This window comes from Flavobacterium sp. (genome assembly GCF_031363805.1).
GTDB lineage: Bacteria > Bacteroidota > Bacteroidia > Flavobacteriales > Flavobacteriaceae > Flavobacterium.
This window is the reverse complement of record NZ_JANLVD010000017.1, coordinates 32,484-57,709: the sequence shown is the minus strand read 5'-3', so window position 1 is coordinate 57,709 and position 25,226 is coordinate 32,484. Positions and strand designations below refer to the sequence as shown.

Genomic DNA, 25,226 nt, shown 5'->3' with positions numbered 1-25,226 from the left:
AGTGGTTTTTAAAGTTTATAATAATTTTGAAGTAATGGAATGTTTCCCACTTTAATCCCGATAGATATCGGGAGAATCGAGAAGCGTTTTAAACTTCTCGATACGTTTTGACTTATCAAGATATGCTTTGAATACAACATTATTAAGTCAAAACACTCGAAGTGACGTTGAGAAGTATGTTAAAACTTCTCAATACAATTTTGGCAATCTACATTTTAGTATTGTTCCTACTCGTTTTGCCAATCCCGATTGCTATCGGGACGAAGTGACGAACGTGGATCGGGAAACCAATTTTAATAAACTAAAATTTCTTTTTTGCTAGATTGGGAAGTAAATCGTACTCTCCATTTATCAAAGCCTCCTTTTTTGCTTTAGACCATTTTTTTATTTGTTTCTCTTTTTCAATAGCAAAATTTATGTCTGTAAACTCTCCATAGAATACCAATTCAATTGGTCGTCGTGCAAAAGTGTAACAGTTACGGTAAAAACCTGTTTGATGCTGAAATACTCTTTGTTCTAGTTTACTAGTTACACCTGTATAATAAGTTCCGTCGGAGCATTTGAGAATATAAACATATGATACCTTCATTTTGCTAAAATAATATATTTTCCATTAGTAGAATGTTTAGTACTTTAAAAACTTCTCGATACAATTTTGGCGATACACATTTTTGTAATGTTCAAGATTATTGCGCCAAAATCACTCGAAGTGACGGCGTGTTACGAGAAGCGTTACCCCGCCGTCACTTCAAGTGGTTTTTAAACTTCTCGATACAATTTTGGCAATGTACTTTTACGTATTGTTCATATTCTTATCGCCAATCCCGATAGCTATCGGGACGAAGTGACGAGGTGGATCGGGAAGCGAAAGTTTGAAGTGACAAAAACTCGCCGTCACTTCGAGTGGTTTTTAAAGTTTATAATAATTACGAATTAATACAATGCTTCCAACTTTAAAAATTGTATCGAGAAGCGTGTTAAACTTCTCGATACAATTTTGGCAATGTACTTTCCTTTATTATTCGAGTTTGTCACGCCAAAATCACTCGAAGTGACGTCGTGGTTTGAGAAGCGTGTTAAAACTTCTCGATACATTTTGACTTATCATAATTTACTTTTAATTAAATATTACTAGGTCAAAACACTCAAAGTGACGATGTGCACAGACAAAAGATTTTAACTTGATTGAACTAAATATCCAATCAATAAATGTAAATTCATATCCTAATTCACATAAAAATTAATTATTAAAATAGTAACGAATTTAATAATTACAAAGCTCTCAGAAACAATTATTTAAAAGTCATCTATAAAAATAATGTCGTTTTTTAGGAATTTAAATCGTTTTTCAACAACAGAACTATTTTTAAAGGTAGTAATTTAGAATTATATTCTAACAAAGTAAATCATTTTAGCAAAGATGCAGTGCTAAAATTAAGCATTGTTAGTTATAAAATCGCAGTAGTTTTTAAATAGTTGTTTTTAAGTTTGTAAACCGCCCCAACTATTTGGGGTGGTTTTTTGATTATTCTTATTTTAGGATTTAACCTAAAAAGATTATATTTAAACCTGCAATTTGTATTACAAATATGTTATGAAAAATATTACAGTAGCTATTTTTATATTCTTAACTCATACTATCGTTTTTTCACAAAACGAAAGACAAATTGATAGTCTATTGGTAGAGTTAGGTAACCATCAAAGTTTTGTAGCCCAAATTAATACTTTAAATAATATATGTTTGGAGTATGATAAAAACAATGTAACAAAATTGGCGTTATACAACCAAAAAATTTTAGAATTGGCCCGAAAACACAATTATGAAATAGGCTTTGGTTTATATTATTTGAATTTTTCTGGTATAAATTTATATAATGAAAGGTATAATGTAGCATTGGAGTTTTCGAAAAAGGCAGCGGCTATTTTTATTAAAAATAAGGATATTAACAATTATCTTATTGCGGTTAAAGAAATTTCTAAAGATTATATTGCGCTTAGTGATAATCAAAAAAGCAAGTTAATAATCAATCAAAATTTAAAACTAGCTTTAAACCACAAAAACAATGATATTATAGTAGATTTTTACAGATTACTTGGCGATATTTATGGTTACCAAGATTCTATTGCGAAATCATTAATTTATTATAAAAAAGTACTTCCTTTCCTATCAGAAGATAAGTCGCTTGCAAAAAGTCATTTTTTTCAAAAAGTGTCAGACCAATACACTAATTTAAATCAAAATGACAAAGCAATCACCTATATAGACCTTTCCATCGAAAATAGGGAAACAAATTATCAATTTTTGGTACAAGCAAAAAAAGCTTTAATACTTAATAGATTGTCAAGGCACAATCGCGCTTTAGGCTTAAGTTTAGAAAATTATAAATCTATTCTAAAATACAAAATGACATCAGAATGGCAGTATAATTTAATTTTGTACAACATTGCAAATGCCTACTACAACTTAAAAAAATATAAATTGGCAATACAGTATATTGATAAAGTAATTGATTCAAAAAATACCATTCCAGAATATAAAATTGAATGTTTTGTCATATTGAGTAATATTTATTTTCAAGTAAACAAAAAAAAGGAAGCACGTTTTTATAGTGAAAAAGCTTTGATTTTTCATGATTCGCTTTATAAAAAATTTGAGAATTTTGAATTATATTCCAATATATCAAAAATAGAAGAAGATGCTGGAAATTTTGAAAAGGCACTTTATTTTTATCAAAAACAAGTAAATTACACCAGCAAAAAAAACGCCCAAATAAACAATGAAAACAACTTACTGCTCCAAACCGATTTTGATGTTACCTTAAAAGATTATAATATAAAAACATTGGAGGAGCAAAAAAAAATTAAAACTATTGAAAATAAAAAGCAAAAAGAACTTATAACCTTTATTGGAATTTTGCTATCAATTGCTTTGGTATCTGTATTTTTTTATGTAAAAACAAACAAGACAATTAAAAATAAAAACAAAGTAATTGAGAACGAAAAAATACGAACCCAGAAATCGCTTGTAGAAAAAGAAATATTGCTAAAAGAAATTCACCATAGGGTAAAAAACAACATGCAAATGGTTATAAGTTTACTAAAAATTCAATCGCTAGATGCAAAAGAACTTACCGTTGAAGATTTTATAAGCGTAAGCGAAGCGAGAATTAACTCGATGGTTTTGGTACACGAAAACTTGTATCAAAGTCAAAATTTAAGCAAAGTTGATTTTAAAGAATATATGAATAATTTAATAACATCCATTATAAGTTCTTACCAAGGTTTTAAAAAAATAGAATTGCGAATTGATGTAAATGAAATTTATTTTGATGTGCAAACCGCCATACCTATTGGTTTAATAATAAATGAATTGGTCAATAATGCTTACAAACACGCTTTTAAAAACAGAGAAAAAGGATTAATTTTAATTCAATTAGTTCAAAATGATGACAAATATATGCTTATGGTTTGTGATGATGGATTGGGAATAACAGACCATCAAATAAACGATAAAGGACTAGGGCTAGAACTAGTTAAACTTTTGGTTTCGCAAATAAAAGGCGTTTCACAAATAGATAATTCTAATGGCACACGATTTACAATGCAATTTCAAAATGTAATACTATAAAATTATGAAAACAAAAATAATAGTAGTTGAGGATGAATTGTTAATAGCATTACATATTAAAAAGGTACTGGAAAAACATGATTACGAAGTAGCTATAGATATAACTTCTGTTGAAGATGCTATATTACATATTGAAAAAACTCCTCCAGATCTCGTTCTTATAGATATTAATTTGAATAAAAAAAAAGAAGGTACCGAACTAGGTAACTATTTGCTGGAAAAAGATAGCATTCCCTACATATATATTACCTCTTACTCGGATAAAAGCACATTGGAAAAAGTGAATATGACCAGACCCAAAGGTTTTATCGTGAAACCATTTAAAGAGGAAGATTTGTTGGCCACCATTTCGGTAGTATTAAACAATTATTATCATAAAAAAATTGATACCAATCGTGTAAATGCGCCCGATAAAGATCCTATTCCTTTTAAAGTGAAAGAAATTGTGAATTATATAAATACCCATTTAGAGAAAAAACTAGATATAGATGAGTTAACCAAACTAACCAAGTGGAAAAAAGATCATTTTACCAGACTTTTTTCAAAATATTTGGGCGTTACACCTTATCAATATGTGCTTTCAAGAAAAATTGAAAAATCAAAAACAATGTTGTCAAATACTTTAATTCCTATTAATGAAATTGCTTATGAACTGGGTTTTGACAGCCACAGCAACTTTTATCATATTTTTAAAAAACTAGCAGACGATACGCCAGAAAATTATAGAAAAAGAAACCAAGTTTAAATCACTAAAATTCGCTCGATTGTCCAGTACAAAGCTACGCAACCAATGATAGTCGATATTGGATAAACAATGTTTTCCTTATACCAAATTTTACCAGAAAACCATTTGGCAATTAAAAAATAAGCCAGCAAGATTATCGTTATTTGACCAATTTCTACACCTAGATTAAACGATAAAAGCGACGAGAAAAATTGGTTTTTAGGAATTCCAATTTCTGATAATGCAGTGGCAAAACCAAAACCGTGAATTAATCCGAAACCAAAAATAATTAGTAATCGCCAAGAATTTACTTTCTGACTTACAATATTTTCTATAGCTGTATAAAGTATCGAAATAGCAATTAATGGCTCTACATAATTTGAGTTTGGAATTAGCAATCCAGCAGCTGCAAATCCCAAAGACAAACTATGTGCCACCGTAAAAACAGAACATTGGATAACAACCGATTTTAATTTAGAACTCAAGAAAAAAACACTCAAAATAAACAATATATGGTCGAAACCAAGCGGAATAACATGGGTAAAACCAAGCTGTAAATATTTTATAATATTTTCCAAAAACGCTAATCTATTGTTTGATTAATTTAATTTTGAACGCTGTTTCGCCATTAATTTCAAGGAAATAAATCCCTTTTATTAAATCTGAAAAATCCTGTTTTTCAATGTTTCTTCCAGAAAATAACTCTTGACCAACTTCATTGTATAATCTATAAACTTCATTTCCAGTTGCATTTTCTATATTTATTCTAGATGAAAACGGATTCGGAAAAACTTTGAGTTTGGGTTTAAAATCAAACTTATTTACAGCCAAAATTACTGGATTTCCTTTTACACAAATTACATAATTGGTATTTGTTTTTGGTGTATATGTTGTTATTCCAAATGCAGTATTCCAATACCAAGAACTGGTAACTTGATTGGGTAATGTAGTTGAACTCCAATAGTTTTTTATGCCAATTGCACCAAAAAAAGTTTGATTAACAGATGGATTTATTAAACTCTCATCGTTCAAAGATTGCAGTTCTTTAATATTTGGCAAACGCCAATCTGTGGCATTAGCAAAAGATAAACCTTCGGCATATCCAATAGCATTTTCCCAAGTTAAAAGATTTGCATTTGGTACTTTTTGCCAAGTTAATTGAGTCAAATTATCTGTAATTGTGCCATTATTATTATCTGTAAAATGATTTGCAATTACAGTTGGAGTTACAATATCTCTGACCGCGCGTGCATGGTATTTAAAAGTCCCACCTGCACTTATGGTTTCAGAAATTGGTTTGTTGCCAATGCCGCCGCCAGCATTGGTTACCCAAACTCTGGTTGTGGAGTTGAGTTCGAAAGTATTGGTCCACCAGTATCCAGCATTTGTATTGGTAAAATAAGTGGTGTTTAGCGCAGGATTACTATTTTGAAGATTCAAAATACTAAAACTTTCTCTTGGTGTTGGCAACCGCCAATCAGAATAACCGCCCAGAACCAAATTATTAGCATAAGTTATGGCATTTGGGTGTGTCATTTCTCCGCCATCAACTTGTTGCCACATTAAGTTGGTAACATTATCAGTTATGGTGCCGTTCGCATTATTTGTAAACAATGGAATATTAATATTATAATCATTGTCTTGACCAAAAGTTGCGGTATAACTTGTATTTTGTCCAGTATCTGGAAGCAAATTCATTGTTTTGGTTACACTTTGAGCAAATGAAAATGTGGTTATTAATAGAAAATATATATTTTTCATCCTATTCAACAATTAATTTTTTAGAAATTTCAAATTCAGATGCACAAATTTTCATAATATATATTCCAGACGCAAAATTTTGCAAGTCAATAGTTTGCATCAATCTATCTGAACTGAAAACCAGTTCACCAAGCAAATTATATATCTCAGTTTTCTGAATTTGATTTTGAATTGTTGCATCAATATCTAAATGAATTTCATTTTTTGCTGGATTTGGATATAATTTAATTTTACTTTCAATAAATTCATTTTTATTGGTTGTTAAGTTTGATAATACCTTTTTTCTAACAATTACTTCGTTGTCTAAAATCACATTTGTACTCCAAATAAACTCCGCATCATTCGAGGAATCATCAAAAATGTTAGTAAAATTTGTGTAAGATGGTTTATTGTTCACACCAATTACTGCATTGGAGTAGGTTGTTGCAATTGGCCAAGAAGAATCGTCGAAATTTGCAGCTGTCCAGCTGGCAGGTCTTGCCCAATGCAAACCATAATAGTTTGTTCCAGCATTGCTATCCACTGTACTGCAATTTGCAGAAAGTCGAGAAGTTCCGCTTTCTGATGGGCAAGTCAAGTTCATAATTGGAGCAGTATAAAATGTTTGGGCTTTCCAACTTGCATCTGTTTTGGCAATAATGTTGTTGCTTGCATCTTTAAAAACACCAACTATTCCGCCATCGCCACAATGATAACTAAATCCACCATTGGTTTCAGCACCAACACCCATTCTTTCTTCCCAATCCACCAAAAGCATAGCTATAGTAAACGGTCTGTTTACTTTGAATCTCACTATACTCGAATTAAATTCGGTAAATGGTACTTTATCTTTCCCAACGGCAATACCGTTTATGTACATTTCAAAATAATTATCGGCAAAAATATAAGCGGTTATTACTTCGCCGGTAGCATCGATTGTTACAATATCAGATCCGTTCAATGCTGATAATGCAGCCGTTGATGTTGCATAATTATTCCCATTGCAAGCATTATGTAAATCGGATGCAAAAGGAAAACTAGCATTAGTATAATTGGTCACTGCTGGAACTGTCCATGTTGTATTGTCTGTTGCTGTAATCGTTGCAACTTTAGAGACTCTACTTCCTACAGAACAAGTGCTATACAAATTTGCGGTTGTAATATTGGTTGCCAATCCTTGCGTAACAGATGCAGTTCCTGTATATTGTGCAAAACTATAAGTTGTGAACAATAAAAAAAGTATTATTTTTTTCATAACTATTCTATTTAAAAAAATGGGCAACTTTTGAAGGCTGCCCATTTTAATTTATAAATTTATTTTACTAATAATTTTTTAGTTACAACCGAATTCGAAAACTGAATTTTTACAAAATAGGTTCCTTTAGATAGATTTTTAATATCTAAACTAGACTCAAATTTTGTGGTTTTGGTTATTAAACTTCCTTTTATATCATAAATAGAAATCGCTTGAACTTCAGATTCTAGAAGGTTATTTCCTAGATTAATTTTAAGAATATCAGTCGCTGGATTAGGATATAATTTGATGTTTTGTTCAATAGCAATAAATTTTTCAGCGCCCAAATTTGGAACTGTACATTGTGCTGGACCAGTATAATTTGTAGATGTTGTTCCTGTTGGTGTCACATATTGAAAAGTGTATGCTCCAGCTGCTGTTGCCGTATAATTGGTGGCATAGCCAGCAGTTCCATTTAGCGTGTAAGCTGTATTATATCCATTGCTCGTATTAGCAACACATGAAGTAATTAAAGCACCTCCCAATGGACCCCAATTTTCGGTTCTAACTGGACTTCCTTGTGGTTGAGGGATAATTTGCAATGAAGCATCTTCAGTAACTGCTCCAACCATTTTTCCAATCATATAGGGCGCTGCAGGCGTTCCATGATAATGGTATACTCCATTGGAACCATTGTGTCCGTGGTTGGTGTCAAGTGTTGCCATTGCTGATCCGTCTGGCTCTAAACTTCCGTATACTGCGTAACCGTCAAGTCCAAATGCAATTGGTAAGTTTGATGTTGTTTGTCCTAAAGTAATTAAATGCAAAGGCGCAGTGTGATAATGATAATCGTCGCCACGACCACAATGTCCACCATAGTTGTCAAGTTGACCAGTCAAAAATGCATCTGCTCCAGTATTTGTATATGGATTAAAAATTGGAACGCCATTTGTTGCCATTGCAATGGCTCCTTTGGTGAAATGAGATGCCGAAACGGCAACTGGAGTTGTTGCTAGAACTGGATTTAAAGGAATAGTCCAATGACTGGTGTTGATATAACATTTAGAAATTGGAACTTGTTGTTGCCAACCATTGCTTGCAATTCCGACCATCATGGTGTGATTTGGAATTCCAGTTGAATTGACATAAAAAAAGTTTGCGTCGTAATTTGTACTTACCGTCGATGTGAATGGTGCAAAAGCAGCTGTCATAAATGCTGGATCAGTTGTGGAAAAAACTTTTTTACCGAAACCATACAAAGTCACAATTACGCCGCAAAACATGATTGGAACCAAATATTTTAGTTTTTTCCTATCAGAATATCTGAATAGTATCGATGTTGTAATCAATAAAAATAAAGCAATTAAACCTAATTTATAGCTTAATTTAAAATTGTTCTCCTCGATATTTTGACCAACGACATTAGTGTTAATTGCTTTAACAGTCGCTTCTTTTTGATTTGCAAAAACTTGGTCTGCTTTTGCAAATGAGCTTATAGGAAAATGCAATAAGTTGTTGTCTGCATCTTCAATATAAATTTCTCCATTTTTAATCATTGCAAAAGAGCCATCGATGAATTTATTTTCTTTTTCGATAAACCAATGTTTCAAAACTTGATTTTCGTAATTGATTGTGTGTGCAAAAATTGTATTGCAACATAGAAATAATAGTAATAGTTTTAAATTTTTCATAGTTTTGGGGTTTTATTTTTATATTTTTTGGGGTTGATTGTCGGGTCTAAAATAATCTCGAATTTCGAGTATTAAATCTCGAAATTTTTCTTGTTGTTCTGGTTTACAAACTGCTTTTAATTCTTTGGCTTGTTCAAATCGTAGCATTTCCATTTTATATTCGTTGTCCGAAATTCTCTTGGCAAATATTTCTATTTTAGCATTGTCTGTTTCTATATTAAACATCTCAATATTCATGGCATCTTTATCATCTCTAATAATTTTTTTTAAAACTGACTGTTTTTCGAAATTTCGTTTTCTAATTTCATCAAATTGTAAAACTTGTTTTTCTGATAAATCCAATTCTTTTTCTAAAATATTTGAAACATTTCTATAAGCTTCATTTTTTGGAAAAAGTAGAGGTTCGTGTTTTTGTTTTACTTCTTTCCAAATAAAAAATCCAATTGAAAATACATTTAGAACAACAAGAACAACTATAGTTCTAATTAATAATTTTTGTTGTGTGAAAATATCCATGCAATATTAATTTTGAGGAATTAATAATTCGTTTGAAATTGTTTCCAAATTAAAACCTCTATTTTCATTAACTTCTAACTTATCATTTGTAACTGTATTCCAGATGTAGGCAATATTTAAGGTTACCAAAATGAGCATTAATGTATTAATTTTTATTATGGTATTTGATTTCGACAATCTGGTAGCATGTAGTTTTTTTTGAAAAACCAAATCCCAACTTTCTGAAGGCGAAATATTTTCTAAAGCGTCAAACTCTTCCAAAATTTTATTTATGTGTTGTGATTTCATATTTGGATATTTTAAGTTTAGACGATTATTTAATTTATATCTGGCAGTTTTATTTAATTATTTTTTTAGAATGTGTTCTAAGTCGGCTGTAATTTTCTTTTTAGCTCTGTAAATAAGACTTTCGACAGCAATAGTTGTGGTTTTCATAATTTCAGAAATTTCGAGATTGTTAAAACCATCTATTTTGCTTAACGTAAATGCAATTCTTTGGTTTTCAGGTAATTTATTTAAGGCTTTATTAATTTGAGCCATATTGTCTGATGCAATTAAGTCTTCATCTGGCATTTTTCCACCAGAAATCCAGTGGGCAACATCGTCTAAATGGAGTGTTTGTGCAATTGAGGAAATTCGTTTTTTTCGATTTCGTTTTTTAATTTCGTCAAGACTTTTGGAAACTGCAATTCTAAAAATCCAAGTAGATAGTTTAGAATCGCCACGAAATGATTTAATAGATTGAAAAATTTCTATAAAAACTTCCTGAGAAACATCTTCAGCATCATTTTTATTTAGTAAAAAACGATAGCAAGTATTGATGACTCTATTTTTGTATAGAATGACCAATTCGTTGAAAACTTCGTTATCGTTGGATTTTAATTTTTTAATCAATGTTTAACTTTATTTCTATAAAGCTAAACATTTTATGATTTATATTGTAAGGAAGTTGCTGTTTTTTAATTAATGGCAACCACAATCGTTGCTACCACAATTTTTTTTAGATTTTTTAGCACCAAAAAATTTGTAATATAGAAAATAAACCGCTGCAGATAGTATTAAAAATGCTATGATTTCTTGTATTTCCATGGTTTTATTTGATAAAAATTTTATGATGCAATTCTTTCAAGAGCAATATAATTTATAAATTCTCCATTTTGATTAAACATAGGTTTTGCTTCAATTTCACACCAATATGTTTCTCCATTTTTTTTATAGTTCAAAATTACTTCTTTAAATGGTTTTAAATTATCTATCGCTTTTCTAATAGAAAGTACAGTTCGTTTGGAAGTTTTTAAACCTTGGAACATAGTTGGAGATTTCCCCAACATTTCTTGAGGTTGGTAACCATTCATTTTTGAAATGTTTTCTGAAGCAAATATAATTTTGAAATTTTTATCAGTAATAACCAATTGTCTTTTTTCTGATTTTGAAAGTTTCAAATAGTCAGTTGTTGTATTCCAAAATTGGTTGATATTTTTATATTGAATTTCCTCGGAGTAAAACTCTTTACTAAATCCCCATGAAACCAAAGGAAGAGAAAGAATATTTAATTTTTCTTGATATTTTGCCCAAGCATTGTCATATTCCTTTAACATTTTTCTTTATTTTAAAAATTGATACGCCAATAGTGCAACAATGTATGCAAATCCGCTCATAAAAACCAGTTGAATTAATGGCCATTTCCATGAGTTGGTTTCCTTTTTTGTAATAGCTAGTGTACTAGCACATTGCATTGCAAAGGCATAGAACAAAAGTAGTGAAATTCCCGTTGGAAAATCAAAAATTTTATTTCCAGTTTTTGGATGTACTTCAGATTGCATTTTATTTTTTATAGTATCTTGATTTTCTGTGTTTCCAACACTATATATGGTAGCCAAAGTGCCTACAAAAACTTCACGAGCTGCAAACGAACTTAATACTGCAATACCAATTTTCCAATCATAACCCAAAGGTGAAATTGCTGGTTCAATGGCTTTTCCCATAATTCCTATAAAAGAATTTTCAAGTTTGTAAGCAGCTATTTTATTATTTAAATCATTTTTAGATATATTTTGATTTTCTGATTTAGAAAGTAAAATTTGTTCTGCATTTTTGAATTTTTCACCTGGACCATATGATGCTAAAAACCAAAGAATTACAGAAATAGCCAAAATCATTTTTCCTGCTCCAAATACGAATGCTTTTGTTTTTTCGATCACATTTATAGCCACATTTTTAAACATAGGCAATTTGTAATTGGGCATTTCAATTACAAAATACGACTTAGATTTAAAATTCAAAATTTTATTCAAAATAGAAGCAGAAAGCAAAGCTGTAGCAAAACCTATTAAATACAGAAGCATTAATGTTAATCCTTGCAAATTAAAAACACCAAAAAGTCTTTTATTTGGTATCACTAATGAAATTATAATAGCATAAACTGGCAATCTTGCTGAACAAGTTGTAAAAGGTGTTACCAAAATGGTTATCAATCTTTCTTTCCAATTTTCAATATTTCGAGTAGCCATAATAGCTGGAATAGCACAGGCGGTTCCAGATATGAGTGGCACTACACTTTTGCCAGATAATCCAAATTTTCGCATAGATTTATCCATTAAAAAAACGACACGACTCATATAGCCGCTTTCTTCAAGAATGGAAATAAATAGGAATAATAAAGCAATTTGTGGAATAAAAATAACAATTCCACCCAATCCAGGAACAATACCTTGAACTATCAAATTTGTTAAAACTCCTGGTGGCAATATGCCTTCTAACCATGAACCCAAGGATACAAAAGTAGTGTCAATAAAATCCATAGGAACGCTAGACCAATCAAAAATAGATTGAAAAATGAGCATCAAAACAAGAAAGAAAATCACATATCCGTACACTTTGTGCATCAAAATTCTGTCCAAACGGCTTCGCAAACCTTTTGCATTTGCAATATCAATAGTTTGACCAACTTTTAAAACATCGTTTATAAACTGATATCTTTTGATGGTTTCTTTTTGCTGTAATTTTTTTAATTCTTGTTTAGATTTTGTAAAAGATGGATTGGGCAATTCTTTTCTATTCAAATTGACAAAATTCACATCTTGTGTAATAACCAACCATAATTTGTACAAAGATTGGTTAGGAAAAGCCCTACGTAAATTTCCAAAATAAACATCATCAATATTTGAAGCGTTTAAACAAGGTTCTGTTGTGATATTTTTATAATTGATGATTAGATTTTTTAAATCTTCAATTCCTTGATTTTTTCTTGAACTTATAAGTGCAATTTTGGTTTTTAGGTGATTTTCTAAATAAGGTATGTCTAATGTAATTCCTTTGTAAGCCATTCTGTCTGACATATTTATGACTAGAATTGTCGGAATTTCTAAATCCTTTATTTGAGTGAAAAGTAGAAGATTTCGTTTTAAATTTTCGACTTCTGTCACCACAATAGCAACATCTGGAAAATCTTTGTCATTTTTATTTAAAAGTAATTCGATAACTACATTTTCATCCAATGAAGTGGCGTTTAAACTATATGTTCCGGGCAAATCAAGAATGGTAGCTTTTAAATTGGAAGATAATTTGCAAACACCTTGTTTTTTTTCTACAGTGATTCCAGGATAATTTCCAACCTGCTGGTTCAAACCCGTAAGTTGATTAAAAACTGAAGTTTTTCCAGTATTAGGATTTCCGATTAAAGCAATATTTATATTTCCAACTTTCATAATATATTGCTTTATCTAATTATTTCAACTTCAATAACAGAAGCAGTTTCCTGACGAATAGCCAAATGACAATCGTTTATATTCAAATACAAAGGATCTCCGAACGGCGCAATTTGGACTACTTCGACAATATTTCCAGGCAGACAGCCCATTTCCAATAATTTCAGTGGAATATTATTGATATCGAAATCTTTAATAATTGCTTTTTGACCTTTGGTAAGATTGGAGATTGTAAAACTCAAGTTTATTTAGATTGAATTAATTTAAGCAAAATTAATCCTTTTTATTGGATTCACATAAAAAAAGTATGTCTTCCAATAGTTTTTCAACTTCTTTTCTTTTTGTACCATCATAAAAACCACGAACACGTTTTTTTTGGTCTATCAAAACAAAGTTTTCTGTATGAACCATATCGTATATTTCTGATGGATTTCCAGTTTTGACAGCCAAATAAGACTTTCTAGCAATAAAATAAATATCTTTTTTATTTCCAGTAACCAGATTCCATTTTGAATCAATTACGCCTTTTTTTAAAGCATATTTTTTTAAAACGGTAACATTGTCAATATCTGGTGTGACAGAATGAGAGAGCAACATTACTTTTGGATTATTTTTTATTTGTTCCTGTAACCAAACCATATTATCAGTCATTATAGGACAAATAGAGCCACAAGTTGTAAAAAAGAAATCTGCAACATAAATTTTGTCTTGATAATCTTTTTGAGTTATAATTTTACCATTTTGATTGGTAAAGGCAAAATCTGGTATAAAATGTTTATTGGCAATATATTGAACCGTAGAGTCTACCAGCTCTGGATTAACCATCGATGGTGTAAAGATAGTTAAGGATTTTGCTGGTTTAAGTGCAAAATAAAACAAACAAATAATAACTATTGATAAAACAAATAAAACAATTAATAACGTTTTAAATTTTCGTAAAAATGTAAACATAATTTTTTTTACAAAAGTAATCAATTGGAAACTTTCGGTTTTACAAATAATACAAAAAGGAATGTTAAAAAAAACAAAATTTAACAAAAACTTATTATTTTTGAGGAAACTATATAGAATCATGAAAAAATTATATTTTTTAGCAATTATTTTGTTTACAATTTGCGGTTATTCACAATTCAATCCAAATGCACCATGGAATCAAGAAAGCAAAATTTCTCAAAAAGGTAAAGAGCAATCTTTTGCTCAGCTTGTCACTTCTTTTAATGATTATTGGGAAAATAATAATCCAAATATAAAAGGATCTGGTTACAAGCCATTTAAGCGTTGGGAATACCATTGGCAGAATCAACTTGACAGTAAAGGTTACATAATTTCTCCTGAAGAAACTAGAAGTGCTTTTCAACAGAAAATGAAAGCCAAATCTACTATTGCGAACCGTTCATCATTATCATTGCCAGTAAGTAATTGGACATCCGTAGGTCCATTTTCTAATGCTACTACACAAAATAGTGCGAAAACAAGAGCTAGAGGAAGGGTAAATATAATTGTAGGAGATCCTTCTAATGTAAATACACTTTATTTTGGTACGCCTGCAGGTGGTATATGGAAATCGACAAATAGTGGAACATCTTGGATTCCTTTAGGAGATAATTTACCACAAATTGGTGTTTCGGGTATTGCTGTAGATTATTCAAATTCAAACACAATTTACATTGCAACTGGAGATAAAGATGCTAATGATACTTATTCTATTGGAGTTTTAAAATCAACTGATGGCGGTATTAATTGGTCGCCAACTGGTTTAACTTTCAGTAATACTTTTAGTTCCGCAGGAGATTTGTTAATACACCCAACCAACAATCAAATTTTATGGTGCGCTACAAGTGCAGGTCTATTCAGAACTATTGATGCAGGAAACACATGGTCTATTATTCAAACTGGAGATTTTTCTCAAGGTTCTATAAGACTTAAACCAGGAACTTCTTCTACTATATATGCTACATCACAGAATGCATTCTACACATCAACAGATTCTGGAGCTAGTTTTACTCAGATTACATCTGGGGGAACAGGACTGCCAACAACCTCAAGTAGAATGCTGATAGATGTATCTCCCGCAAATCCAGATTATGTATATGTCATGTCTGCTAAAACGGAAACAGGTTTAGGATTTCAAGGCATTTATAAATCTACAGACAGCGGTGTTAGCTTTGCAAGAAATTCTACAGTCAATCCTGTCCCAACAAATATATTTCAAAGTACACAGTCTTGGTATGATTTAGCTTTTGCGGTATCACCTACAAATAGTAACTCATTGTTTTCAGGATGCCTCAATGTATGGAAATCGACAGATGGGGGTGTTTTGAATGCAAATTGGAAGGTGCTAAATTCCTGGAGTACTTATAATGCTGCTTTTACACATGCGGATATTCATTTTTTAGGTTACATAAATGGTAAGTTATACTGCGGTAGCGATGGTGGGGCTTATGTATCTGAAGATAACGGTATAACATTTAGTGATATAACAGGATCTGCAGCAATTACTCAATTCTATAAAATTTCAGTTTCTAAACAAAGTGCTTCAAAAATTGCGGGAGGTACTCAAGACAATGGCGGGTATGCTTTTAACAATAATGCATGGCAAGGATATCATGGCGGCGACGGTATGGATTGTGCTGTGAACCCTACAAATAGCAATCAATATTTCGGTTTTTTGTATTATGGTCAAAATCTTTATGTAAGTGACAATGCAGGAAATTCGATATCCAATAGTGTTTCTGCTCCTGTAGCAGAATCAAGTGGAGATAACCCCGCGGATAGCGGTGGAAACTGGGTGACTCCAATGGCAATGAACAATGCCGGAGAACTTTTCTCAGGATTTAAAAAATTGTATAAACTAAATCAAACTTCAACAACTTGGAACTGGGTTGCTCAAAGTTTATCAACTGTTGGCAATGGTGATATAGATGAAATTGCTATTGATCCTAGCAACGATAATAATATGTATGTATCTAATCGATTCGAACTTTATAAAAGTACTGACAAGGGTGTAAATTTTACACTTGTTTATAATGCTTCCACTAACATTACATCCATAAATGTTAATTTCTCAAATAGTAATACGATTTACATAACTACAGCAGGATCTTCTGGAGATGTTATGAAGTCTATTGATGGTGGACTTTCATTTTTATCAATAAAAGATGGAATTCCAAATATCCCGAAAAATGTTATAAGACACCAAGGAAGAAATTCATTAAATCCATTATATGTAGGCACTAGTTTGGGTGTTTTTTATAGGGATGATTCTATGAGCCAGTTCGAACCATTTGATAATAATTTGCCAAACGTTGCTGTAAGAGATTTAGAAATAAATATTTATGATAATGTAATTACCGCTGGAACATATGGTAGAGGTATTTGGCAATCTCCTATACAGTATGAAGCTCCCGCAAATGAATTAAAATTTGTAAGCATTCAAAATCCAACTCTAAATCTTAACTGCAATTCTTCTTCAATAACACCAGAAATAACTGTTAAAAATTTAGGAGTAAACCCAGTTACATCTGTAAATATAAATTATGATTATAACGGAGTTCCACAAGATTATATTTGGACAGGCAATATTCTTTCAAATAATTCTCAAATTATAAATTTACCATCAATTTCGCCTTCTAGAGGTGCTTATAATTTGAATGTAAATTCAACTATTTCTGCCGATACCTATTTAGATAATAATCAAGGATCTGTTCCATTTTATGTAAATGATGCTGGGGTTGTAGGTGTAATTAATACATTTGAAACACCTTCATCAAGTTTACTTACTGCAAATGAAGCCTCATCAATTAGCCTATGGAAAAGAGGAATTAATACAAACGGGGTGCTAGCAACAACTAGCAGCGCCTACACAACAAACTTTTCTGGAAATTATCCTGACAATGTAAAATCTTATATTTATTCACAGTGCTATAATTTGAGTAACGCAGTCAATCCACAAATTAAGTTTGATTTGGCATTTGATTTAGAGCCAAATTGGGATATTGTTTATGTTGAGTATTCTACAAATATGGGAGCCACATGGACAGTGCTTGGTACTCAAGGTCCTAATTGGTATAATAGCAACAGAACAAATGCTTCTTCAGGAGCTGCAAATGACTGCCAAAACTGCCCTGGAGCACAATGGACGGGAACCAATACAGCTTTAACTAATTATTCTTACTCTTTAAATACCTTAGTTGGACAATCTAATGTTATTTTTAGAATAGTTTTTCATTCTGATGAATCAGCAAATCAGTTAGGTGTAGTTGTAGATAACTTCGGAATTGACGGAACGCTAGGAACTGATAATTTTGAATTAAAAAATATTGCTATTTATCCAAATCCATCTGCTGGAATATTCAATATTTCGACAGGAAGTAAAGCCATCGATTTGGTGGAAGTTTATGATGTAACAGGCAAAATAATCGTTATACAAAAAAACTTTACCCAAGCCAATACACAATCAAGTTTAGACTTACGTAATATTTCAGACGGTATATATTTTGTTAAAATATCTTCAGAAAATCAAAATACTGTTAAACGAATAATTAAAAATTAATATTATGAATATTCAAAAAAAGCATATTCTTTTTTTAGCTTCTGTTACATTATTAAGCTACGGAAAAGCCGAAGCCCAAACGGGATCAGAAAATAAAAAACCTGGGATTAATTTGGGTTTAATGGATAAGTCTGTAAAACCTGGAGACGATTTTTTCAGATATGTAAACGGAACTTGGGTTGATAAAACCGAAATTCCTGCCGATAAAACCCGTTGGGGAAGTTTTGATGAGTTGCGACAAAATACAGATAAAGATGCCCTTGCAATTTTAAAAGAAGCAGCAGCAAACAAAAATCTAGATCCAAAATCTGACCAAGCCAAAGCTGTCAATGTGTATCAAACTTACATGGATACTATTTCGAGAAATAAACTGGGTATTAAACCAATAAAACCTTATTTGACTAAAATTAATGCGGTTAAAACTATTCAAGATCTAAATAAATTAGTAATCGAAATGGAACCGCAAGGCGGCATTGGTTTTTACGGAATTGGTGTTGGAGCAGACTCAAAAAACAGCAACAAGAATACTGCAAATATAGGGTTGGGAAGTTTGGGTTTGCCAGATAGAGATTATTATGTTTCCGATGATAAAGATTCGAAAGAAAAACGAGAAAAATATGTGCTACATGTAGCGAAAATGTTAACCTTCATAGGGGAGAATAAAATCGAAGCCAAGCAAAATGCAGAAAAAATATTGGCCTTGGAAATTGCTATGGCAAAACCAAGATTGGACAGAGTGGAACGTCGCGATCGTAGAAAAACCTACAATCCAATGACTGTAGCTGATCTTCAAAAATTAACGCCTTCCGTAAATTGGACAAATTATATTCAAGGTGTAGGTATTTCAAAAATAGATACTATTATTGTATCCCAACCAAAATATATGGTGGCACTGGAAGAAATTTATAAAAATACCAATATAAACGATTTGAAAGCCTACATGCGTTGGACACTATTAAACAAATCAACTGGTGTATTAACCTCAGAAATTGAAACAGCCAGCTGGGAATTTTATAGCAAAACCCTTCAAGGTGCTATCAAACAAAGACCTCGTGAAGAACGGGCTTTGCAAGTGGTAAATGGAACGGTAGGTGAAGCTTTGGGAAAATTGTATGTAGAGAAAAAATTTCCTGCGGAAGCCAAAGTAAAAGCAAAATTAATGATTGACAATATTTTTATTGCCTTCGAAAATAGAATCAACAAATTGCCTTGGATGACGCCAGCCACAAGAAAAGGAGCCATCGAAAAACTGAAAAAATCGACTGTAAAAATTGGCTATCCAGACAAATGGAAAGATTATTCTAAATTAGAAGTCAAATCTTTAGCAACTGGAGGTACTTATTTTGAGAATATGAAAAATGTATCTCGTTGGGGTTTTGCAGAAAACATTGCAGATTTGCAAAAACCAGTAGATAAAACAGAATGGGGCATGTCGCCACAAACAGTAAATGCATATTTTAATCCATCGTACAATGAAATAGTTTTTCCAGCAGCCATTTTGCAACCACCATTCTATGATTATAAAGCAGACGAAGCCGTAAATTATGGTGGTATTGGAGCTGTTATTGGTCACGAAATTTCTCATGGATTCGATGATTCTGGTGCTAGATACAACGCAGATGGAAATCTAGTGGATTGGTGGACAGAAGACGATTTAAAACAATTTACAGGATTGGGTGGCGCACTTGCAGCACAATACAGCGCTTTGCAACCCTTGCCAGGCACATTTGTAGACGGAAAATTTACATTAGGCGAAAACATTGGTGATTTGGGCGGTATCAATGCAGCTTACGATGGTTTGCAAATTTTCTTAAAACAAAATGGCAATCCTGGACTTATTGATGGTTACACACCAGAACAAAGATTGTTTATTTCTTGGGCAACCATTTGGAGAGCAAAAATGAGAGACGAAGCCATAAAAAATCAAGTGAAAACAGACCCACACTCGCCAGCTATGTATCGGGCTTATGTTCCTTTGACCAATGTAGACGCTTTCTATAAAGCTTTCGACATCAAAGAAGGAGACAAATTGTTTGTAAAACCAGACGATAGAGTAAAAATTTGGTAGGATTAAAAATTGCAATAAAAAACCATTTGTGAAAGCAGATGGTTTTTTTGTATTTTGCATTCATAAACAATTAAAATCATAAAAAATCATGATAAAAAAAATTACCATTGCTCTTGTATTTTTAGTATTTCAATTTTCGTTTTCCCAAAACACTTTAACTGAAACCAATAAACTAGCCGCAACCTCCAAAGTCTGGGGATTTTTAAAATATTACCATCCAAAAGTAGCCAATGGCGAAAAAAATTGGGATCAGCAACTTTTTGATGTTCTTCCTAAAATTGAACATGCAAAAACCAAAGAAGAAATTTCATTGGTTCTGGAAAATTGGATAGATTCTTTAGGCGAAGTAAAAAAAATTGAACCGATTATTATATCTGACACTATAAAACATTTCGACAAAAATTTCGATTTATCTTGGATTGATAAAAATAAAATGTTTTCGAAAAAACTTTTAAAAAAATTAAAGTTTATTGAAAATAATAGATTTCAAGGCGAACAATATTATATTAAAATTGATAGTGAAAAAGGGAATGCATTAGAAATTATTAATGAAATTAAATACTCAGAGTTTAAATGGGATAATAGAAATTCACGTATTTTGACCCTATTTCGATATTGGAATTTAGTTGAATACTTTTTTCCATACAAATATATGACAGATCAAAATTGGAATGCTACACTAATTGAAATGCTACCAAGATTTATCAATACAGCGTCTGAACTTGATTTTCATCTTACAATAAAAGAACTTGTCGTAAAACTTGACGATTCACATGCTTCTTTTGGTACAAACAAATTATTTGAACGATTTGGAGACAAATTTATTCCTGCGAATATTAAAATCATTGAAGAAAAAGTGGTTATTACCAGTTTACAAAATGACTCATTAGCCAAAATAAGTGACTTAAGAGTTAACGATGTTATAACTAAAGTAGCAGGTAAAACAATAAAACAAATTATAAAAGAGAATCAAAAATATGTTGAAGGATCTAACCAATTTGCAAAGTTCAAAAATTTTTATTGGGCTATTTTCAATGGTAATAATGATTCTGTAGAAATAGAATTTATTAGAGATGGAAAAACAGCAACAAAAACAATAAAACGTTATTTGTACCAAGATTTAAAAATTAAATTTGAAGAAAAAGAAAAGTTTAAACTCTTAGAAAATAATATTGGATATGTTGACATGGGTTTTATTGAAGTAGATGATATTGCTACAATGATGAATAAGTTTAAAGATACTAAAGCTATAATATTTGATATCAGAAATTATCCTAACGAAACGCTATATGCAATTTCGGAATATTTAAATCCAGAGCCAAAAGAATATATCAAGTTTATATATCCTGATTTAAGTTATCCTAGTAAATATATTTGGACAGAAAGCGACAAATGCGGCAAAAAAAATAATGAATATTACAAAGGGAAAGTCATTATACTCATTGATGAAAATACTATGAGCCAAGCAGAACAAACAGCTATGTGTTTTCAAGTGGCTCCACAAGCTACAATAATAGGTAGTCAAACTGCTGGAGCCGACGGGAATAAATTTAAATTTGAAATAATCAAAGGATTTAGAACTTCATTTACTGGAATAGGAGTTTTTTATCCAAACAAGAAAGAGACACAACGAATCGGAATTATTCCTAATATTAAAGTAAAACCTACTATACTAGGGATAACACAAGGCAAAGATAAAGTTTTAGACAGAGCCATAAAATTTATAGAAACTGGGAAATAGTTAATATAATGAAAAATAAAAACATCAATTAATCTTAACTTTAAAAATTGAAAATGAAGAAAATATTTTTTTTGCTATTTATAATATCCATCCAAACAGGGTTTTGTCAAGTAAAAATTTCTGAAACCGATAAACTTTCTGCAACCTGCAAAGTTTGGGGCTTTTTAAAATATTACCATCCAAAAGTAGCCAATGGCGAAAAAAATTGGGATCAGCAACTGTTTGATGTTCTTCCCAAAATTGAACAAGCCAAAACCAAAGAAGAATTTTCATTAATTTTAGAAAATTGGATAGATTCTCTTGGAGAAATTCAAAAAATAGAGCCAATTATTCAACCCAAAGGAATTGAATATTTCGACAAAAATTTCGATTTGTCTTGGATTGATAAAAATAAAATGTTTTCAACAAAACTTTCCAAAAAATTAAAATTTATTGAGAATAATAGATTTCAAGGCGAACAATATTATGTGAGCCTACTTAATGCTGAAAACATTTTTGTAAAAAACGAAGATTTTTCAACATATGACTACAATAATAAATATGCTAGAATTTTAAGTTTATTTACGTATTGGAATATAATAGAGTATTATTTTCCATATAAGTATATTATGGATCAAAAATGGGATAATACTTTGGAGCAAATGTTGCCTCTTTTTATAGAAGCTAAAAATTTAGATGATTTTTATATAACAATGCAGAAATTAACAGTTAGGCTTAATGACTCTCATGCTGTTTTTTATAAATATGCTAGAAAAAAGCATTATTTACCTATTGTTTGTAAAATTATTGATGAAAAAATGATTGTTACAGAAATTTTAGATGATAATTTCGCAAAAACAGGTGAGGTAAAAATTGGAGATATAATTACTAAAATAAATGACAAAACTATTAAGCAAATTGTTTTTGAAAATAGAGAATTAATATCGGCTTCAAATGAAGTATCATATTTACACAACATAATTGAACCAGTTCTGTCTGGGTATTATGACAATATTAAATTGGAGTTTTTATCAGAAGGAAAAAATATCAAAAAAACAATTAATTGGGTAGATTATAACTCAAATAGATACGTCTTGAAAAATGAAACCAAACGAGAAATTAAAAAAGAAAAATTTAAAATTTTAGAAAACAATATTGGTTATGTAAATATGGGAGAAATCACGGTTAAAAATATTCCTGAAATGATTGAAAAATTAAAATTGACCAAAGCAATTGTTTTTGATATGAGAAATTATCCAAATGCAACTTGGGAAGAAATCTCTAAATTTTTAAATGCTAAAGAGAAAGTATTTGCAATTTATACAAAACCAGATTTGACATATCCAGGAAGATTCAAATGGAGCGAACCGCATCCTACCGGGTCGGAAAATAAAGATAACTATAAAGGCAAAGTTGTAATATTACTAAATGAAGAATCTGTAAGTCAATCAGAATGGACAGCCATGTGTTTTCAAACGGCTGGCAATACAACAATTATTGGTAGTCAAACCGCTGGTGCAGATGGAAATGTAAGCGATGTTGATTTCATTAAAAGCTTCTATTCTAGATTTTCTGGAATTGGGGTTTATTATCCTGACAAACGTGAAACCCAACGCATAGGTATCATTCCAGACATAGAAGTAAAACCAACTATTTTAGGCATCCAACAAGGAAAGGATGAGGTTTTGGACAGAGCCATAAAATTTATTGAAACTGGAAAATAATTGATTATGCGAATCAAGGGTTAAAAAAAAGCATAAAAAAGAAAGAAATATCTTTTAAATTATACACATAATTGGTATAATTTTCATAATTCATTATTGGAATTATATCAAAATGCTTTAACAAAAAACACGCTCAAAATGAAGCGTGTTTAAATCTATTTGTTATTCAAAAAATAAAAAATAATTGTAGAATGAAATTTATCATTCTTTATCAATTAGTTTTTCTAACCTAAGTTCGCAATTCTCATGTGTTTTTTATTTAACAATAAAAGCCTTTTTTTTAAGGAACAATATTTTTATTATTGGTTTTTAATGCAATATTTTGGTAATCAAATTTCCCATTAGTAATTTATTTATCCTAAACTTTACATTTTCATCAACCAATTCCGCATTGAAACTTCATTGTTAATAATACCTCTCAATTCAGAAATGGCAACTCGATCTTGTTTCATGGAATCTCTATGTCGAATAGTTACTGTTTGATCTTCGAGTGTTTGATGATCTACTGTAATACAAAAGGGCGTACCGAGAGCATCTTGTCTTCTATAACGGCGACCCACAGCATCTTTTTCATCGTATGCCACATTGAAATCCCATTTTAAATCTTCAATAATTTTGCGTGCTACATCTGGCAAACCATCTTTTTTGACCAATGGTAAAACGGCTGCTTTTGTTGGTGCTAGAACGCTAGGCAATTGCAAAACGGTTCTAATAGAGCCATCTTCCAAAGTTTCTTCTTTTAATGAATTAGAGAAAACTGCCAAAAACATTCTGTCCAATCCAACAGAAGTTTCTACAACATAAGGCGTGTAGTTTAAGTTGGTTTCCGTATCAAAATATTGCAATTTTTTGCCTGAATGTTTTTCGTGGGCTTTTAAATCAAAATCGGTACGAGAATGTATTCCTTCCAATTCTTTAAAACCAAATGGAAAATTAAACTCAATATCTGTAGCAGCATTTGCGTAGTGTGCTAATTTTTCGTGGTCATGAAATCGATAATTTTGTTTTCCTAAACCAAGAGACAAATGCCAGTTTAAACGGGTGGTTTTCCAATACTCGTAATACTGCATTTCTTCGCCTGGTTTCACAAAAAATTGCATTTCCATTTGTTCAAATTCGCGCATTCTGAATATAAATTGTCTTGCTACAATTTCATTTCTAAAGGCTTTTCCGGTTTGGGCAATTCCAAAAGGAATTTTCATTCTGCCCGATTTTTGTACATTTAAAAAATTTACAAAAATACCTTGGGCGGTTTCAGGACGTAAATACAAGTCCATGGCTGTATCGGCAGAAGCACCTATTTTTGTGCCAAACATTAAATTAAATTGCTTTACTTCCGTCCAATTTCTAGAGCCTGTTTCTGGATCTGCTATTTCAAGTTCTTCAATTAGTGCTTTTACATCGGCTAGATTTTCGGTTTCTAATGATCTTGCCATTCTTTCTAGAATAGATTTTTTCTTTGAAAGATATTCTACAACTCTAGCATTTGTAGTTATAAATTCTTGTTCATTAAATGCGTCTCCAAAACGTTCTTTTGCTTTATCAATTTCTTTTTGGGCTTTTTGATTTAATTTTTCGGCGTAATCCTCAATTAAAACATCGGCTCTGTATCGTTTTTTGGAATCTTTATTATCAATTAATGGGTCATTGAAAGCATCAACGTGTCCTGAAGCTTTCCAAGTAGTGGGATGCATTAAAATTGCAGCATCAATTCCAACTATATTTTCGTGCATCTGAACCATTGATTTCCACCAATAATCTCTTATATTTTTTTTGAGTTCTGCGCCGTTTTGTGCATAATCATAAACTGCACTTAAACCATCGTATATTTCGCTAGATTGGAAAATAAATCCATATTCTTTTGCGTGCGAAATCACGCTTTTAAATAAATCTTCTTGTTTTGCCATGGTGCAAAAATAGGA

The 25,226-nt window shown here is 31.1% G+C and carries 19 protein-coding genes; 6 read left to right on the top strand and 13 right to left on the bottom strand.

Annotated elements, in window-relative coordinates:
- Positions 1-301: 301 nt before the first annotated feature.
- Positions 302-589 (bottom strand): GIY-YIG nuclease family protein, encoded by a 288-nt coding sequence (locus RMN92_RS01110; protein WP_309607620.1) that lies wholly within the window; start codon positions 587-589, stop codon positions 302-304.
- Between the two features lie 1,005 nt (positions 590-1,594).
- Here RMN92_RS01110 and RMN92_RS01105 point away from each other — a divergent pair.
- Together RMN92_RS01105 and RMN92_RS01100 are read left to right on the top strand one after the other, a co-directional pair.
- Positions 1,595-3,628, top strand: coding sequence for a histidine kinase dimerization/phosphoacceptor domain -containing protein (locus tag RMN92_RS01105; protein ID WP_309607619.1), 2,034 nt, complete (start codon positions 1,595-1,597; stop codon positions 3,626-3,628).
- A gap of 4 nt (positions 3,629-3,632) precedes the next feature.
- Positions 3,633-4,373 carry a response regulator transcription factor gene (locus RMN92_RS01100; RefSeq protein ID WP_309607618.1) on the top strand — a complete coding sequence of 247 codons (741 nt, stop codon included), beginning with the start codon at positions 3,633-3,635 and terminating at the stop codon, positions 4,371-4,373.
- Here RMN92_RS01100 and RMN92_RS01095 read toward each other — a convergent pair.
- The 11 genes from RMN92_RS01095 to RMN92_RS01045 form a co-directional block, all read right to left on the bottom strand.
- Complete coding sequence (locus RMN92_RS01095) at positions 4,370-4,930, bottom strand: HupE/UreJ family protein (RefSeq protein ID WP_309607617.1); 561 nt, start codon at positions 4,928-4,930, stop codon at positions 4,370-4,372. The two genes, RMN92_RS01100 and RMN92_RS01095, sit on opposite strands and share 4 nt — an antisense overlap.
- A 10-nt stretch (positions 4,931-4,940) precedes the next feature.
- Positions 4,941-6,113, bottom strand: coding sequence for a DUF1566 domain-containing protein (locus tag RMN92_RS01090; RefSeq protein ID WP_309607616.1), 1,173 nt, complete (start codon positions 6,111-6,113; stop codon positions 4,941-4,943).
- A 1-nt stretch (position 6,114) separates the two neighbouring features.
- Entirely contained in the window at positions 6,115-7,347 is a 1,233-nt protein-coding gene (locus RMN92_RS01085) for a T9SS type A sorting domain-containing protein (RefSeq protein ID WP_309607615.1), read from the bottom strand.
- A 59-nt stretch (positions 7,348-7,406) separates the two neighbouring features.
- Positions 7,407-9,017, bottom strand: coding sequence for a T9SS type A sorting domain-containing protein (locus tag RMN92_RS01080; RefSeq protein WP_309607614.1), 1,611 nt, complete (start codon positions 9,015-9,017; stop codon positions 7,407-7,409).
- Positions 9,018-9,035: 18 nt separating this feature from the next.
- Positions 9,036-9,533, bottom strand: coding sequence for a Spy/CpxP family protein refolding chaperone (locus tag RMN92_RS01075; RefSeq protein WP_309607613.1), 498 nt, complete (start codon positions 9,531-9,533; stop codon positions 9,036-9,038).
- Positions 9,534-9,539: 6 nt separating this feature from the next.
- Entirely contained in the window at positions 9,540-9,821 is a 282-nt protein-coding gene (locus RMN92_RS01070; RefSeq protein WP_309607612.1) for a hypothetical protein, read from the bottom strand.
- Positions 9,822-9,878: 57 nt separating this feature from the next.
- Positions 9,879-10,427: an RNA polymerase sigma factor gene (locus RMN92_RS01065; protein ID WP_309607611.1), complete on the bottom strand. Its 549-nt coding sequence runs from the start codon at positions 10,425-10,427 to the stop codon at positions 9,879-9,881.
- Between the two features lie 215 nt (positions 10,428-10,642).
- On the bottom strand, positions 10,643-11,131 hold the full coding sequence (locus RMN92_RS01060; RefSeq protein WP_309607610.1) for a PAS domain-containing protein: 489 nt from the start codon (positions 11,129-11,131) through the stop codon (positions 10,643-10,645).
- 6 nt (positions 11,132-11,137) lie between these two features.
- Entirely contained in the window at positions 11,138-13,240 is a 2,103-nt protein-coding gene (gene feoB, locus RMN92_RS01055; RefSeq protein ID WP_309607609.1) for a ferrous iron transport protein B, read from the bottom strand.
- A gap of 11 nt (positions 13,241-13,251) precedes the next feature.
- On the bottom strand, positions 13,252-13,482 hold the full coding sequence (locus tag RMN92_RS01050) for a FeoA family protein (protein WP_309607608.1): 231 nt from the start codon (positions 13,480-13,482) through the stop codon (positions 13,252-13,254).
- A gap of 31 nt (positions 13,483-13,513) precedes the next feature.
- Positions 13,514-14,191 (bottom strand): SCO family protein, encoded by a 678-nt coding sequence (locus RMN92_RS01045; protein ID WP_309607607.1) that lies wholly within the window; start codon positions 14,189-14,191, stop codon positions 13,514-13,516.
- 121 nt (positions 14,192-14,312) lie between these two features.
- Here RMN92_RS01045 and RMN92_RS01040 point away from each other — a divergent pair, with 121 nt between their 5' ends.
- The 4 genes from RMN92_RS01040 to RMN92_RS01025 all read left to right on the top strand — a co-directional run bounded on the left by RMN92_RS01040 (position 14,313) and on the right by RMN92_RS01025 (position 23,304).
- Positions 14,313-17,792, top strand: coding sequence for a T9SS type A sorting domain-containing protein (locus RMN92_RS01040; protein WP_309607606.1), 3,480 nt, complete (start codon positions 14,313-14,315; stop codon positions 17,790-17,792).
- Positions 17,793-17,796: 4 nt separating this feature from the next.
- Positions 17,797-19,860, top strand: a complete 2,064-nt coding sequence (locus RMN92_RS01035) for a M13 family metallopeptidase (RefSeq protein WP_309607605.1) — start codon at positions 17,797-17,799, stop codon at positions 19,858-19,860.
- An 88-nt stretch (positions 19,861-19,948) separates the two neighbouring features.
- Complete coding sequence (locus tag RMN92_RS01030) at positions 19,949-21,601, top strand: S41 family peptidase (protein WP_309607604.1); 1,653 nt, start codon at positions 19,949-19,951, stop codon at positions 21,599-21,601.
- 53 nt (positions 21,602-21,654) lie between these two features.
- Positions 21,655-23,304, top strand: coding sequence for a S41 family peptidase (locus tag RMN92_RS01025; RefSeq protein ID WP_309607603.1), 1,650 nt, complete (start codon positions 21,655-21,657; stop codon positions 23,302-23,304).
- A gap of 365 nt (positions 23,305-23,669) precedes the next feature.
- Here RMN92_RS01025 and RMN92_RS01020 read toward each other — a convergent pair whose 3' ends face one another.
- Positions 23,670-25,211, bottom strand: coding sequence for a glycine--tRNA ligase (locus RMN92_RS01020; protein WP_309607602.1), 1,542 nt, complete (start codon positions 25,209-25,211; stop codon positions 23,670-23,672).
- Positions 25,212-25,226: the final 15 nt, after the last annotated feature.

What these genes read in the sequence shown, in the direction of transcription:
- RMN92_RS01045 (WP_309607607.1), bottom strand. Translation starts at nt 14,191, where the DNA reads ATGTTTACATTTTTACGAAAATTTAAAACGTTATTAATTGTTTTATTT.
- RMN92_RS01075 (WP_309607613.1), bottom strand. Translation starts at nt 9,533, where the DNA reads ATGGATATTTTCACACAACAAAAATTATTAATTAGAACTATAGTTGTT.
- RMN92_RS01035 (WP_309607605.1), top strand. Translation starts at nt 17,797, where the DNA reads ATGAATATTCAAAAAAAGCATATTCTTTTTTTAGCTTCTGTTACATTA.
- RMN92_RS01090 (WP_309607616.1), bottom strand. Translation starts at nt 6,113, where the DNA reads ATGAAAAATATATATTTTCTATTAATAACCACATTTTCATTTGCTCAA.
- RMN92_RS01105 (WP_309607619.1), top strand. Translation starts at nt 1,595, where the DNA reads ATGAAAAATATTACAGTAGCTATTTTTATATTCTTAACTCATACTATC.
- RMN92_RS01030 (WP_309607604.1), top strand. Translation starts at nt 19,949, where the DNA reads ATGATAAAAAAAATTACCATTGCTCTTGTATTTTTAGTATTTCAATTT.
- RMN92_RS01070 (WP_309607612.1), bottom strand. Translation starts at nt 9,821, where the DNA reads ATGAAATCACAACACATAAATAAAATTTTGGAAGAGTTTGACGCTTTA.
- feoB (WP_309607609.1), bottom strand. Translation starts at nt 13,240, where the DNA reads ATGAAAGTTGGAAATATAAATATTGCTTTAATCGGAAATCCTAATACT.
- RMN92_RS01025 (WP_309607603.1), top strand. Translation starts at nt 21,655, where the DNA reads ATGAAGAAAATATTTTTTTTGCTATTTATAATATCCATCCAAACAGGG.
- RMN92_RS01060 (WP_309607610.1), bottom strand. Translation starts at nt 11,131, where the DNA reads ATGTTAAAGGAATATGACAATGCTTGGGCAAAATATCAAGAAAAATTA.
- RMN92_RS01100 (WP_309607618.1), top strand. Translation starts at nt 3,633, where the DNA reads ATGAAAACAAAAATAATAGTAGTTGAGGATGAATTGTTAATAGCATTA.
- RMN92_RS01040 (WP_309607606.1), top strand. Translation starts at nt 14,313, where the DNA reads ATGAAAAAATTATATTTTTTAGCAATTATTTTGTTTACAATTTGCGGT.
- RMN92_RS01085 (WP_309607615.1), bottom strand. Translation starts at nt 7,347, where the DNA reads ATGAAAAAAATAATACTTTTTTTATTGTTCACAACTTATAGTTTTGCA.
- RMN92_RS01080 (WP_309607614.1), bottom strand. Translation starts at nt 9,017, where the DNA reads ATGAAAAATTTAAAACTATTACTATTATTTCTATGTTGCAATACAATT.
- RMN92_RS01020 (WP_309607602.1), bottom strand. Translation starts at nt 25,211, where the DNA reads ATGGCAAAACAAGAAGATTTATTTAAAAGCGTGATTTCGCACGCAAAA.
- RMN92_RS01110 (WP_309607620.1), bottom strand. Translation starts at nt 589, where the DNA reads ATGAAGGTATCATATGTTTATATTCTCAAATGCTCCGACGGAACTTAT.